The organism is Vibrio ordalii ATCC 33509 (assembly GCA_000257205.1).
Classification (GTDB): Bacteria; Pseudomonadota; Gammaproteobacteria; order Enterobacterales; family Vibrionaceae; genus Vibrio; species Vibrio ordalii.
This window is the reverse complement of sequence record AEZC01000099.1, coordinates 1-14,941: the sequence shown is the minus strand read 5'-3', so window position 1 is coordinate 14,941 and position 14,941 is coordinate 1. Positions and strand designations below refer to the sequence as shown.

Annotated in this window: 6 protein-coding genes and 1 pseudogene; 6 read left to right on the top strand and 1 reads right to left on the bottom strand. The window is 46.6% G+C overall.

Translation table 11 applies throughout. The features are described 5' to 3' along the window. Positions 1–270: 270 nt before the first annotated feature. Entirely contained in the window at positions 271–627 is a 357-nt protein-coding gene (locus VOR_RS0107095; RefSeq protein ID WP_010319015.1) for a YibL family ribosome-associated protein, read from the top strand. A 62-nt stretch (positions 628–689) separates the two neighbouring features. Here VOR_RS0107095 and malT read toward each other — a convergent pair whose 3' ends face one another. Then, the gene (malT, locus tag VOR_RS0107090) at positions 690–3,398 is read right to left on the bottom strand and encodes an HTH-type transcriptional regulator MalT (protein WP_010319014.1); all 2,709 of its coding nucleotides are present in this window, start codon (positions 3,396–3,398) and stop codon (positions 690–692) included. A gap of 586 nt (positions 3,399–3,984) precedes the next feature. Here malT and VOR_RS0107085 point away from each other — a divergent pair. The 5 genes and pseudogenes from VOR_RS0107085 to tssI all read left to right on the top strand — a co-directional run. Then, complete coding sequence (locus tag VOR_RS0107085; protein ID WP_010319013.1) at positions 3,985–6,438, top strand: glycogen/starch/alpha-glucan phosphorylase; 2,454 nt, start codon at positions 3,985–3,987, stop codon at positions 6,436–6,438. A gap of 100 nt (positions 6,439–6,538) precedes the next feature. Continuing rightward, the gene (gene malQ, locus VOR_RS0107080) at positions 6,539–8,716 is read left to right on the top strand and encodes a 4-alpha-glucanotransferase (protein ID WP_010319012.1); all 2,178 of its coding nucleotides are present in this window, start codon (positions 6,539–6,541) and stop codon (positions 8,714–8,716) included. Between the two features lie 181 nt (positions 8,717–8,897). Next, positions 8,898–11,087 carry a 1,4-alpha-glucan branching protein GlgB gene (glgB, locus tag VOR_RS0107075; protein ID WP_010319011.1) on the top strand — a complete coding sequence of 730 codons (2,190 nt, stop codon included), beginning with the start codon at positions 8,898–8,900 and terminating at the stop codon, positions 11,085–11,087. Between the two features lie 291 nt (positions 11,088–11,378). Then, positions 11,379–11,897, top strand: a complete 519-nt coding sequence (locus VOR_RS0107070) for an Hcp family type VI secretion system effector (RefSeq protein WP_010319010.1) — start codon at positions 11,379–11,381, stop codon at positions 11,895–11,897. A 141-nt stretch (positions 11,898–12,038) separates the two neighbouring features. Continuing rightward, a pseudogene (tssI, locus tag VOR_RS18680) lies at positions 12,039–14,941 on the top strand (type VI secretion system tip protein TssI/VgrG); the annotation flags it as partial.

Sequence of the window (14,941 nt, the reverse complement as noted above, 5' to 3'; positions counted from 1 at the left end):
AAGCATCTTCAATGATCACGGGTATAAACACTGTTATAAACACTGTTATAAACACAGCTTAGCTAAGTTTGCGGCACCGCGTCTTACAAAGAGCATATTTTCATATGAAAAATGGGTGTTATGTCAAATTGGAATGCTAAGTAGAGTTGTTATGCCCTCTATGACTTGCCAGTGGCTTTCATTTCACCGGTTTAAGCTTAATTTCTATATAGAGTATAGATAGGCTGTGATATACTCCGCGCCCACTTTACTTTCAAAGAGCCAGTGACCATGAGCCTGAAAAATGAAATTCAACAACTCAACAACCGTTTAGATACGTGTCGTCATAAGCTCGATGCGGCTAAAGGTCGTGGCGATCAAGTAATGATCAGCAAATTTACCGATGAAGTAGAGCAACTGACGAAAAAGCTCGCCCAAGCAAAACACAAGCAAAATTATACGGTGAGCAAAGAGCGTAAGAGTTTGCTCGATATGCCATTTTCTCGTGAACTTACCAAAGCAGAGCAAGCGGATTTAGGTCAATTGAAAAAGTCAGTTAAAGGTTTAATCGTGGTACACCCGATGACAACAATGGGCAAAGAGCTGCGTTTAGAAATGATGACTGGTTTCGCCCCAAAAACCTTCTAACCGTCATTTTTTACGACAGAAAAGAGCCAGATTATCTGGCTCTTTTTGATCATACCTGCGACTCAATAGCCCATAAGTTGCAATAAATTCTCGGCGGTGTGGATTGCCTCTTTGCGGTTAGCAATATTCAGTTTTTGGTACAGGTTGCGGATGTGCGTTTTGATAGTGGTTCCTGCGACATCCAGCTCTTGTGCAATTTGTTCATTGCTAAACCCAGAGTAGATAAGCCCCAATACTTGCCATTCACGTTGAGTGAGTGGGCTGGTGCGAACCAGTTCGGGAATATTTGGGTGATTCACCAACTTCTCAACAAAATCCTCGTCAAAATGGATTGATCGGCTGCGCTGAGTGGTCGAGATCTCCTTCATTAACTGTTGTGCTCGGTGGCGTTCCAAATCGCCTAATTCAGCTCGGCTAGAGAGCTTTTCTAATAAGTGGCCAATCTTCGAGCCGTCGATTAAAAAGTTACCTACCATGCCCGTTTGATTGGTTAACTGTAGCGCTTCCTTGAGTTTTTCTTTCGCTACTTCTTCGTTATGGACTGTAGTGGCTAGAACGGCTTCGAGAATCAAATTACGGTTTAGGTCTGTAATCAACTGATAAGTTTGCGCTTCGTGCTGCATAAACGTCAAAGTTTGAGTCGCATCTTCCAAATGACCTAAGTGAATCTGAACTCGAGCAATATTGCGCCATTGAAGCTGTGAAAAGTGATTGCACGCTTTTTCTGGTCGAATGGTGGTCTTGAGCCACTGCAACATTGCTTCATCATTGCCACGAGCTTGCCAAAATAGAATCAGTGAGAGCGAAGCATTCGCTGTCCAGTCTACGTGATAAGTCGATTGTTTCAGTAAGTGCTGTATTTGTTCGATGAACTTACCCGCTTTATCGAGTTCACCACGGCCAATAGCAATACGCGCCAGCATAGAATAACTGTGCAGATGTTTGCTGGGAGAGTGGTTGCCCAATACGCGCAGTCCTTTATAAGCGCACTCTTCCGCTTCATCCAAGCGGTTCCAGCACCACAGGATTTGGGCACGTATCCGTAGTAAGAATTCATGCAATGGCACTTGCTGTAATTGCTGCTCTTCAATTAATTTGAAGGCAATATCCTGCACTTCAAAAGCGGCTTGCACATAACCTTGGGCAATCAAGATCTCGCTTTGCTGTAGTAATGCCCATAGCGCTTGGTGGTAAACCTGATACTGGCGTGCCAGCTTTTCGGTTTGTTGCATCATCGAGAGGGCGCGGCTTAATTGACCGAGCACGTGATTCACTTCGCCGACCACTGAAGTGGCGACAATACGACTGCGGTAAACGGTGTGATCCAGTTGGCTCAGTGCTAATTCCGCCAGCTCTAAGGCTTTTTCTGGCTCATTTTGGTTGATCGCGACTTGAGCACGCAGGGCATTGAATTCGCCTTGTTCTTTGGTGCTGAGCTGAACATTGAGCGCTTTCATCTCGTTGGTCGATTTAGTCAGCAGATCCCCAACGTCAAAGTAGCGGTGCTGACTTTGAGCCAGCCAAGCTTGTAACATACACAGTTTAGGCTCGCGATAGAGCTGAGTGGGGGAGAGTTGGTTAATGGCCTCTTCGAGAGCCAAAAGCTCGCCTTGGTTGAACATCTTCCAGCCAAATTGCGTCAAGATAGTAGCGAGTAAGTCAGTATCGTTGGCGAGCGTGGCGTGACGCAACGCTTGATGAGGAGTAGCTTCTTGCAACCAAGCGTACGCGGCGGCACGATGCAGATCTTGCTCCTGCTGCGGGATGCGAGCCAAGCGTTCATGAGAGAGGAATTCCGCAAATAAGTTGTGGAACCGGTACCAGTTGTGCTCACCTTCCAATGGATAAATGAATAAACCATAGCGGTTGAGCGACTCAATCATGCTCAGCGCGTCGTCACGTTTGGTGAGTGCAGAGACTAACACGTCATTAAAGTGATCGAGCACTGAGCATTGCATCAAAAATTGGCGCGTTTCTTTATCCAGCAGATCAAACACTTCCTCAACTAAATAATCCCATAAATGTGCATGATTAAATTGCGATACTGACTCCGCTGTTTGCGCCAACGTGCGCTTTTGGTGCTGTGCTTGTAAGGCAATCAATTGCAGTGCGGAGGGCCAGCCTTCGACATAGGTGCACAAGTTGTTGGCAGTATCATCATCCACGCCATCAGAGACCCGTTGATTAAAGAAGCGTGTTGTTTCTTCGGTATCAAAGGCGAGTAGCTCGTTACCAATTTCGATCATCAAATCGCGTACGCGCAAGTTGGCCGTGCCTAATGGTGGAGTGGCACGGCTAGTGACGACCAGCGTTAGGTTGTCTGGCATGTGTTTGAGGAAAAAGCGCATCGCTTCATGGATATCGTCATCGGCGATCAAATGGTAATCATCGAGAACCACATAGCACTCTTTGTTAAAGCCAGACATTTCCGAAAACACTTCACTAAATAGTGAATGTAGAGAAGAGAACTGGCGTCGCTCGGCCAGTTTTTGGGCATTTGGACAACTTTGCTGAGTCGCTTTATTAATCGCTTGCAGTAAGTAGTTGATAAATCGGAACGTATCATTATCGCTTTCATCGATGCTATACCAACCCACATTGGTCTTGTCTGATAACCATTGCGCTGCCATGGTGGTTTTTCCATAACCAGCAGGCGAGCGAAATAGCACGAGTTTGTAGCAAGGTGCTTGGGCAAGCAGCTCTAACACACGTGGGCGAACGATGGCGTTGTGTAGGCGGCCGGGGCGAGTAAGCTTAGAAGGTATCCACATCTTCCAGATTCCATTTATTGTTCTTGTTACTGACTTAAAAGCTGATCGTAGCTTTGGAGGTGCTTAGTAAGAAGAGCATCATTATTTAGGAGTTCACAAGTGAACTATCACTCATTTTGTATGGATGTTACTTGATGTCGTGACGCACGTTTATTGATCCATCCCGAGATTCTTGCAGGATTCACATTTACTTATCATCTACGCCCCATAATTGTGATTTTAATCACTAAAACTTCTTTGTTATGCGCTATATAAAAACTGAGCATGTACAAAATCTCATGTGATTTGTAAATGAAGCTCATTTTTTTGAGAGCCAATTCTCATATTGAGAGATTGATATTCCTGATCGAAACCTGAGCGTCATGAGCAGTATTTAGGCTAGTGAGCAAGGTGATGTGATCACAATCACTGCTTATGAACCGCTATGTGCAACGAATGAGAGATAGATCACTGCGACTGTGGTGCTCGCTCTCTACGCCCTGAGCCCTCCTCCTAAACGAGGTCATTTTTAGGAGGATGCCGACCTTGCGTAGCTGATGCACGATATGCTGAAGATGAATGAAAACGACTAAGTGAGATTTCGCTAATGAAACCTACGCAACAGAAGAAGTTTGATAAAGCCTCGTTCCAAGAAAACGTAAAGAAACACCTGACTGCTACCTATGCAACCACCATTGAAAATGCAGATAGCCGTTCATGGTATCTCGCAATGGGGCGCGCACTGGCTGAACTAACGACGTTTGATCTACTCGAAACTGAGCAAGACCAGCGCATTGTTAACGCTAAGGGTCTGAACTACTTATCACTTGAGTTCTTGATTGGCCGCTTAACTGGCAACAACCTCATCAGCATGGGTCTGTATGAGCAAATCACGGAAGCGATGGCTGGTTTAGGCCAGAATCTAACGGATTTATTAGAAGAAGAACGCGACCCATCCTTAGGCAATGGTGGTTTAGGACGACTTGCGGCATGTTTCATGGATTCGTGCGCTGCGCAAGAGTACCCAACCGTAGGTTATGGTTTACATTATGAATATGGTTTATTTAAGCAATCTTTTAATGAAGGCCACCAACAAGAAGCTCCTGATGCGTGGCGTTGTGTTGAAGGCTACCCGTGGGAAGTGGCACGACCACACCTAGCACAAGAGATTGGTTTTTACGGCCATGTTGATGTTATCAATGATAATGGTGTTGAAAAGCGTCATTGGGTTCCGGGTATGTTTGTCCAAGCAATGCCTTGGGATTTACCCATTGTTGGTTATGAAAGCGATACGGTGTATCCATTGCGTCTATGGGAGTGCCGCGCGATTGCACCTTTCTCACTGGCGGATTTCAACAACGGTAACTACTTTGAAGCGCAGCATGCTTTGATTGATGCGGGCAACATTACCAAAGTGCTTTATCCAAATGATAACCACGAAAAAGGCAAGACGCTGCGTTTGATGCAGCAATATTTCCACAGTGCGGCGTCAATGCGAGACATTTTACGTCGTCATGCGGCGGCGGGTCATGCCATTGCGGATCTTCCTAAATATCAAACCGTTCAGCTAAACGATACTCACCCAACGATTTCCATTCCTGAATTGATGCGTATCTTAATTGATGAGAAAGGCATGGGCTGGGATGAGGCATGGGCGATCAGCTCAAAAACGTTCGCTTATACCAACCATACGTTACTGCCTGAAGCACTCGAAACGTGGAGCGAGTCGTTGATCCAGCGTCTGCTTCCTCGCCATATGGAAATCATTTACGAAATCAACCACCGCTTCTTGCAAGAAGTACGTGCTAAGTGGCCGGGTGATGTGTCGAAACAGCAAAAACTCTCCATCATCCAAGATGGTTTCCACCGCGTAGTGCGCATGGCAAACCTTTCTGTGGTTGGCTCTTACGCTGTTAATGGTGTGGCGGCGCTGCACTCGGAGTTGGTAAAACGCGATCTTTTCCCAGAATTCCACGAGCTTTACCCAACACGTTTGCACAACGTAACAAACGGCATTACGCCGCGTCGCTGGCTGAAATTTTGTAACCCAGGTTTGTCTGCGCTTATTTCGGACAAGATTGGTACTGAGTGGCCAGCGCACCTTGATCAGCTAGAAGAGATTGCTCAATACGCGGACGATGCGAAATTCCAAAAAGAGTTTATGGCGGTCAAGAAACACAACAAGCAGCGTTTGGCTGATTGGGTCGCAGAGCACATGGGTATTGAGCTTGATACCAATGCCATCTTTGATGTGCAGATCAAACGCTTGCATGAATACAAACGTCAGCATTTGAATATGTTACATATTCTTTCTTTGTATCATCGCTTAGTGAATGACCCAACGTTCGATATGACGCCGCGCGTGGTGTTCTTCGCGGCTAAAGCGGCACCGGGTTACCACCTAGCTAAAGAGATCATCTACGCCATCAATAAAATTGCGGAAAAAGTAAATAGCGATCCGCGCATTGGCAACAAGCTAAAAGTGGTTTTCATTCCTGATTACCGTGTGAGCATAGCTGAAATCATCATTCCTGCTGCCGATGTATCCGAGCAAATTTCTACCGCAGGTAAAGAAGCATCTGGTACCGGTAATATGAAAATGGCGCTAAATGGTGCTTTAACCATAGGTACGATGGATGGTGCAAACGTGGAAATTCGTGAGGAAGTGGGTGATGACAACATCTACATCTTCGGTTTGGAAGTGGACGGAGTCGAAGCATTAAAAGCCAGTGGTTATAACCCATATGATTACTACAATGCGGATCCGCTGCTTAAGGCTTCGCTGGATTTGTTGGTGGGTGAAGAGTTTACCCCAGGCGCTCCGGGCAAATTGAAAGCCACGTTCGATAGCTTGCTTGATGGTGGTGATCCATACCTAGTGCTGGCTGATTTCGCCTCGTATGTACAAGCACATCAGGCGATGGACAAGCAGTACCGTGACCAGGCTGGCTGGGCGAAGAAAGCGATTTTTAACACCGCGTTGGTGGGTAAGTTCAGCTCTGACCGCAGTATCCGTGACTACGTTAACAACATCTGGAAATTAGAAACCGTTAAACGTTAATTTTCAAGTAAGCCAAGGCCTTAGTGCCTTGGCTCTATGTGACTCATTATAATAAAACCCTACCCATTTGAAGGGGAAAGAAGTCCCTTCGGAGAAAGCGATGAAACAACTAAACGCATTGAAACAAGTAGCGGCAATGGCGAACATTGCCGACAGCTACATAAGCGCGTGGGGCGACGAAGCGAAAGTGGAAGATGAAACCATTATCCGCTTATTGGCGTCTTTGGGCTATGACACAACCAATGATGAAACGCTGCTGAAATCAGCAGAAAAGAAACACAAGAAAGATGTATTAGATCCTGTTCTCGTTATTCGTGAAGGTGAAGCGGTAGAAGTGCCACTTTATCTAGGTGCCAGCGCACGTGAAAGCGAATTTAACTGGCGCTTAGAAACCGAGCAAGGAGAGGTACTTGAAGGCTATCTTCAATCGCAAGTCGTTCGTGATGAACGCGCTGAGGGTGGCCCTTTAGTGTTTGCATTGCCAAGCGATTTGGCATGGGGATATCACAAACTGTTGGTGACACGGAAACGCCGTAAAGCACCGTATGAGCTCACGCTGATAGTGACGCCAAAAGCCTGTTACAAACAAGCGCCTATTATCGAAGGTAAAAAGTTATGGGGCCCGAGTGTACAGCTTTACACGCTGCGTACTCAGCACAACTGGGGTATTGGTGATTTTGGTGACTTAAAACAGTTAGTGGCGGATATTGCTTCTCGTGGCGGCGATTTTGTCGGCCTTAACCCGATTCATTCTCTCTTTCCTGCAAACCCGGAAGGGGCGAGTCCTTACAGCCCATCGTCACGCCGTTGGCTCAATATTTTATACATTGACGTGAGTTCAGTGCCTGAATTTGCTTTGAGTGCGGATGCGCAGCAAAAAGTGGGCAGTCCGGAGTTTCAGCAACGTCTGCAGAAAGTACGTGAAGCGCATTGGGTAAACTATACCGAAGTTGCAACATTAAAAATGAGTGTCTTGCCACTCCTGTTCACCGAATTTAAAAAACGCCATTTAGATAAAAATAGCGATCGCGCACAAGCATTTTTGAATTTCGTTGAAGAAGGTGGTGAGAGCTTGGTGCACCAAGCGGCATTCGATGCGCTGCATGTCGATTTACATGCCCAAGATCCGAATGTATGGGGTTGGCCGGTTTTTCCTGAAAAATATCGTCGGTTTGAAAACAGTGCAGTACAGAAATTTATCGAGGACAATCAAGATAAAGTTCATTTATACATGTACTTGCAGTGGATTGCTGATGGTCAAATTAATGAAGCCCAAGCACTTGCGGAAGAGAAAGGCATGGCGGTCGGCTTATACCGCGACCTTGCGGTGGGTGTGGCTGATTCTGGCTCTGAAACTTGGGCTGATGCCGGTAACTTGATTTTAGACGCCAGCATTGGCGCACCACCGGATATTCTTGGGCCATTGGGGCAAAATTGGGGCTTACCACCGCTTAATCCACAAGTCTTACAAGCAACCGCTTACGATGCTTATATCAAACTGCTGCGCGCCAATATGAAACATTGTGGTGCGCTGCGTATTGACCATGTACTTGGTTTACTGCGCTTATGGTGGGTACCCAAAGGTGAAAATGCCACTAAGGGTGCTTACATCTACTACCCAGTACAAGATATGCTCGCGATTTTAGCGTTGGAATCTCACCGCCATCAATGCAGCGTGATTGGTGAAGATTTGGGCACAGTACCTGATGAAATCATCGATATTTTAGCCGATGCGGGTGTTCACTCTTATAAAGTGTTCTTCTTTGAAACCGCAGAAGATGGCGGCTTTATCTCACCGAAACATTACGCCGCTCAGTCGATGTCGGCACTGTGCACACATGATATGCCAACGTTGCGTGGTTTCTGGCATTGCGATGATCTCAAAATGGGCAGCGAAATTGGTTTGTACCCGGATCAATCTCAGCTCGAAACCTTGTTTGAGGATCGTTTGAAATGTAAACAAGGCATTTTGGATTCGGTGGCATGGCATGGTTATTTGCCTGAGGGGGTGGGGCGTGATGCGAGCCTTGTCCCAATGGATTCCTATTTAAGTGAGGCGCTGCAACTGCACGTCGCATCCGGTGCATCGACCTTGTTAAGTATTCAGTTGGAAGATTGGTTGGAAATGGATAAGCCCGTTAACATTCCGGGTACCGTTAATGAGTACCCTAACTGGCGTCGTAAACTTTCAATGAATTTGGATGAAGTGTTTGCGCGTGATAATGTTAATCGAATTGCTGCACGTTTAACGGAAGTGCGAGCGAGTGTAAGTAAATAATCACTTACTGAATAAACCTTGATGTGACTTAGTGTTATCTTTCTTAATCATGGCATGAAGAATTTTAGTCTAGGTCACTCAATGTAACAGCAGAGTTCGGTACACTGAACCTCGCTAGTATGCCCGCCATTTTAGCGGGCATTTTTATACGTTTAAAGAAAGTTAGGTTAGGAGTAGGGATATGAAAACAAAAAAGCTTTCAAAGCTAAAGCAGGCATATAGCCAACTTTCCCATGCATCATTTACAGATCCATTCTCATTTTTAGGCCCTTACCTCGCACCCGATCAAGGTTCGCTACGCGTTTGGGTGCCGGGTGCCGAAAAAGTTGAGCTGGTGGTGGAAAATCAACCCCGCATTCTGCTTGAGCGTGAAGATGAGTCGGGTTTCATTCTCAAATCAGATATTGATTTACGTTTTACCCACTACCAATTAGCGGTGGATTGGGCTGGTGTCGAGCAACTCATCGATGACCCATATCAGTACCATGGCTTGTACGCCGAGTATGATGATTTACATACGCCGAAATCGATGTATCACCACATGGGTTCGCAGTTCGTAACTATGGATCGTGGTGGTAAACAAATCTCAGGTATCCGTTTTTTAGTCTACGCACCGCATGCAAAAGCGTGCAGTTTGATTGGCGCATTTAATCAATGGGATGGACGTCGTAATCCAATGCAGCGCCTTGATTACGGTATTTGGGGGATTTTCATGCCCAACTTACCCGAAGGTACGCAATACAAATTTGAATTGAAAGGGCCTCATGGTGAAGGGTTACCGCATAAAGCCGATCCTTGGGGTCACTATGCTGAGCAGTACCCTTCATTTGCCTCGGTAACATACGATCATCGTCGCTATGAATGGCAAGACCGTTCGTGGCAAGCTCGCCCCATCACCGAAAAGCGCAAGCAAGCGCTCTCTTTCTATGAGTTGCACGTAGGCTCTTGGCGTCGTAATTCGGCGGGGGAATTTTTAAATTATCGTGAGCTGGCTGATCAACTGGTGCCTTATTTGGTGGATTTAGGCTATACCCATGTAGAGCTTATGCCCGTGTCTGAGCACCCATTCTATGGCTCTTGGGGTTATCAACCCGTTGGCTTATTTGCGCCAACGAGCCGTTTTGGTACGCCCGATGATTTTAAATATTTCGTTGATCAATGTCACCAAGCCGGCCTTGGTGTGGTGCTCGATTGGGTTCCCGCACATTTTCCTGCCGATAGTCATGGCTTAGCCAATTTTGATGGCACCCCTTTATTCCATGATCCTGATCCGCGCCGTGGTTGGCATCAAGATTGGAGTTCGTATATTTATGACCTTGGCCGCGAACATGTGCGCCGTTTCTTAGTCTCGAATGCGTTATATTGGTTTGAACAGTTCCATATCGATGGCATTCGAGTAGACGCCGTTGCTTCGATGCTCTATCTCGACTACTCACGCAGCCATGATCAATGGATCCCAAATGTGGATGGCGGCAGAGAAAATTACGATGCGATTGCCACCTTAAAGTGGATGAACGAAGAAGTGTACAAACACTTCCCGAATGCTATGACCATTGCTGAAGAATCAACAGCTTTTCCCGGCGTTTCAGCGCCAACCTTTATGGGCGGCTTAGGCTTTGGTTTCAAATGGAATATGGGCTGGATGCACGACAGTTTGGCCTATATAAAAGAAGATCCCGTCCATCGCAAATACCATCACAACGTCATCACCTTCCCGTTAGTCTATGCACACAGTGAAAACTATGTGTTGTCGCTATCGCACGATGAAGTGGTGTACGGCAAGGGTTCGATCCACAACAAAATGCCCGGCGATGAGTGGCAACAAACGGCAAACTTGCGTGCTTATATGGGTTACATGTATGGCCAGCCGGGTAAAAAACTCAACTTCATGGGCACTGAATTTGGTCAAACGGCAGAATGGAATCATGATGACCAACTTCAGTGGTTCTTATTGCAGTTTGAACGCCATCAAGGAGTGCAGAATTTAACGCGAGATCTCAATAAGATGTATCAAGCCGAGCCTGCACTTTTTGAGTTAGACAGTGAACCTCGTGGCTTTGAGTGGCGCTTACAAGATGCGGCCGATGCGAGCATTCTTGCGCATGAGCGCATGAGTGACGGCGGTGAACGTATTTTAATTATCACCAATTTCACCCCTGTTCCTCACCAAGCTTTTCGTTTAGGTATGCCTGCCAAAGGTGAGTATCAATTACTGCTTAATACGGATGATAGACACTATGACGGTAGCGGTTTTGAAGTCAAAAATAGCATAGTGACTGAAAACGTTGAGAGTGAGGGTTTAGACCAATCTATTTTGGTCTGTGTACCGCCACTGGCAACTCTCTTCTATAAGATAGAGACAAGGGTATAGTTGCCAATCCCATTGCAATTTAATGAGTTGAATGGTTTCTTGTGCAGTCTCAATATCAAAACCCCGATTTACAGTGTGAATCGGGATTTTTCCGTCTGTCTGTCTCCGCGTGAGGGTAAGTTTTTACCCATCGAAGCAATATTTTGCTCACTCTGGGCAGGTTTTTGCTCAAGCAAGAGTGCTGGTTTTTTAAGTTGTTGATTTTAAAGGGTGATGAAGTTGGCACTGACTTTGCTGTATGACGAGTGAACTTGTTTCATACCATTCATCATTTAAAGTAAGGAATTTGCAATGCCAACTCCATGTTATATCTCTATTGAAGGCGAAACTCAGGGTCTGATTACTGCAGGCGCTCTTTCTACTGACTCTATCGGCGATGCGTTCGTTGAAGGTCATGAAGATCAAATGTTGGTTCAAATGTTTGACCACGTTGTGACTGTACCGACAGACCCACAATCAGGTCAGCCTTCTGGTCAGCGTGTTCACAAACCATTCAAATTCACCGTTGCGCTAAATAAAGCGGTTCCTTTTCTTTATAACGCGTTGGCGTCTGGCGAGAAGATGAAATCGGTTGAGCTAAAATGGTACCGCACTTCTATCGAAGGTAAACAAGAGAACTTCTTCACCACTAAACTTGAAAGTGCCTCTATCGTTGATATCCACTGTGAAATGCCACATTGCCAAGATCCAGCGAACGGCGACTTCACACAAAACGTTACGGTTTCTATGTCTTACCGTAAAATCCTGTGGGATCACGTGAATGCGGGTACTTCAGGCTCTGACGACTGGCGCAAGCCTGTTGAAGCGTAATCACGCTTAGTTTTTGGGTCGCTCACTCGTGTTTCATGTCTTTGGGGTGAGTGACCCACACCAAAACCTTAAGCTCAGTACGTAGCCTAGTTATGTATTGAGCTTAAGGTTTTTCGACATTCAAATGTGGAAGGGAAAAAAATGGCAAGGTTAAGTTTTAGGCTCACCGTGGAGGGTTTGGCAGACGACACGTTAGTGGTGCGTGAATACCAAGGCGTGGAATCGCTGTCTGATAGCGCGCAGGCGGGCCAGCGCTGCTACGGTTTTCGCTATGAGATAAAACTGGCCAGTCGCCAATCTGGTTTAACGGCGTTGGAGCTGGTGGACAAAACCGCTCAGCTTGAGATGCTGCGTGATGGCCTTGTCGTGCAGCGCGTGCACGGCATTGTGCGCCAGTTCAGTAAAGGCGATATTGGCCATCATCACACCTTTTACTCACTGACCTTAGTTCCAGCATTAGAGCGGCTATCACTGCGCCAAAACAGCCGTATTTTTCAGCTCAAAACCGTTCCCGAAATCCTCTCCATCGTACTGCAAGAAATGGGCATTAACGACTACGCCTTTTCGCTGAAACGTGAGTGCGCTCAGCGTGAATTTTGTGTGCAGTACCGTGAGACGGATATCGACTTCTTGCACCGCTTAGCCGCCGAAGAGGGCTTGGTGTATCACTTCATTCATGAAGAGGGGAAACACACCCTCTTTTTCAGTGACGACAGCCAAAGCCTGATAAAGCGAGAAACGCCTATCCCTTACAACGTCCTTGCGGGTGGCGTGATGGAGAGCCCTTATGTCTCGCAATTAACGCAACACAGCCAAACCGAAGTGAGCCACAGCGCGCTGCAAGATTACAGCTTTAAAAAGCCGAGCTACTCGTTTGCTCAGCAAGCGCAAGGGCGCGATATGGATTACCAGCAAGCGACCTACGAGCACTTTGATGCACCGGGTCGCTTTAAAGACAACGTTAGCGGCAAAGCCTTTAATCAAATTCGCTTAGAGTACCTACGACGAGAAGCGCGTACCGCGAGCGGAAAAAGTAACCATCCTGGCCTGCAAGCAGGCACAAAGTTCGACTTACAAGAGCATCTTGACGACAGCGCGAACCGCGACTGGGTTGTAGTGCAAGTGCATCACCAAGGGCGTCAGCCACAAGCATTGGAAGAAGAGGGCGGCAGTGGTGCGACCACGTACAGCAACCAATTCACGCTCATTCCTGCCGATGTCACGTGGCGTGCGACACCGCACGCCAAACCTCAAGTGGATGGCCCTTGCATGGCCTTGGTAGTGGGCCCTGATGGCGAAGAAATCTTCTGTGACGAACATGGCCGCGTCAAACTGCATTTCCCGTGGGACAGATATTCCAACGGCGATGAACATAGCTCATGCTGGGTGCGCGTCTCACAAGGTTGGGCCGGCAGCTAATACGGCATGATAGCCATTCCGCGCATTGGTCATGAAGTCATCGTCTCGTTTCTCAACGGCGACCCAGACCAACCGATAGTCACAGGCCGTACCTACCATGCGACCAACAAAGCGCCGTACATACTGCCGGATAACAAAACCAAAACCGTGCTGCGCAGTGAAACGCACCAAGGGCAAGGGTTTAATGAGCTGAGCTTTGAAGACCAAGCAGCGCAAGAGAAAATCTACCTACACGCGCAAAAAGACTTAGACGCCTTGGTGCTCAATGATGCCACGGCGCACATCAAGCACGACCAGCACCTCACGGTGGATAACGACCAATTCACGCACGTTAAACATAACCATCACCTCACGGTGGAGGGCGAAAGCCGCGATAACATAACCCAAGATAGCAGTGTAGAGGTTAGCGGGTCATTACAGCATAAAGTGGCCAAACTGACCGCGATACAGACAGGGCGCGAAATCAGCCTTAAAGCGGGAGCTAAAATTGTTGTAGAAGCTGGGGCTGAAGTGACTTTAAAAGCGGGTGGCAGCTTTGTCAAAGTGGATGCTGGTGGCGTGCACATCGTTGGTCCTGCGATTAACCTTAATGCTGGCGGAAGTGCCGGCAGCGGTAGCGCTTATGGTGGGCAATCCGCCATGTTGGCAACCCCACTACTTGATATGAAAGCTCCGGCCGAATTACAAGCGAGTGCTATTAGCGCGACCATGCAAAGCGGCCAAGCGAATGTGATCACTCATTTTGAGGCTGCCGCAATACAATCCGCTGCGCAGAAATCATCTGCATCATCAGAAAAGCAGTCAGAATCTAAGGCGGCAGAAAAGAGCGCTCAGGAAGAGAGCCAAAAAGAGGATGCACAAAACGAAGATAAAGCGTCACTGCTACAATCGGATGTGTTGAAAGCTTCAGAAGAGCTGGAAAAGTTAGCGAAGAAACAGGCCAGTGCTTTCAGAAAAGGCAACAATGGCGAAGAAGTGAGCTTGATTCAGCAAGCGTTAATCAAAATGAGATTTGATTTGCAAGCCGATGGTGATTTCGGTAATAAAACCAAAACGGCCATTGAGCAGTTCCAAAAAAGTTATCAACCCAGCCATCAAACGCATCCGTCATACAGCATTGGCCCCATTGATGGTATTGTTGGCCAAGGCACATTGTTAGGTTTAGATGAAGCGTTGATGGATGGGTGGGAGTCAAAACCGCAGTGTAAATTGATGATCAATTTTGACTTCATTAAAGAACTTGAAGGAGTAAAAAAGAAAGGATATGTTCCTGATGTCGAAAATAGTAATAGTGGTGTCACTATTGCTTCAGGATTTGATTTGGGAGCACGCTCAAAATCAGATTTAATTGCTTTAGGTCTCCCTGCTTCTTTGGTAGATAAGCTTACACCTTATCTTGGTTATAAAAAAAGTGAAGCTGAAGCTATTTTGATTAAGAATCCTCTTATGGTTAACGATTTTGAATTAGAAATTCTAGTATCAAAAGTAAAAAAATCAGAGACAAAACGTATTGTTGATTTATACAATCGAATATCCAAGACGACAAAGTTTGAATGTTTACCGTGGCAGGCTCAAACTGTCATTGCTTCATTGTCATACCAATATGGTTATTTACCATCAGAGAC

Excerpts from the sequence above, each read along its gene's own strand:
- malT (WP_010319014.1), bottom strand. The coding sequence starts at position 3,398 with ATGTGGATACCTTCTAAGCTTACTCGCCCCGGCCGCCTACACAACGCC.
- VOR_RS0107085 (WP_010319013.1), top strand. The coding sequence starts at position 3,985 with ATGAAACCTACGCAACAGAAGAAGTTTGATAAAGCCTCGTTCCAAGAA.
- malQ (WP_010319012.1), top strand. The coding sequence starts at position 6,539 with ATGAAACAACTAAACGCATTGAAACAAGTAGCGGCAATGGCGAACATT.
- VOR_RS0107070 (WP_010319010.1), top strand. The coding sequence starts at position 11,379 with ATGCCAACTCCATGTTATATCTCTATTGAAGGCGAAACTCAGGGTCTG.
- glgB (WP_010319011.1), top strand. The coding sequence starts at position 8,898 with ATGAAAACAAAAAAGCTTTCAAAGCTAAAGCAGGCATATAGCCAACTT.
- VOR_RS0107095 (WP_010319015.1), top strand. The coding sequence starts at position 271 with ATGAGCCTGAAAAATGAAATTCAACAACTCAACAACCGTTTAGATACG.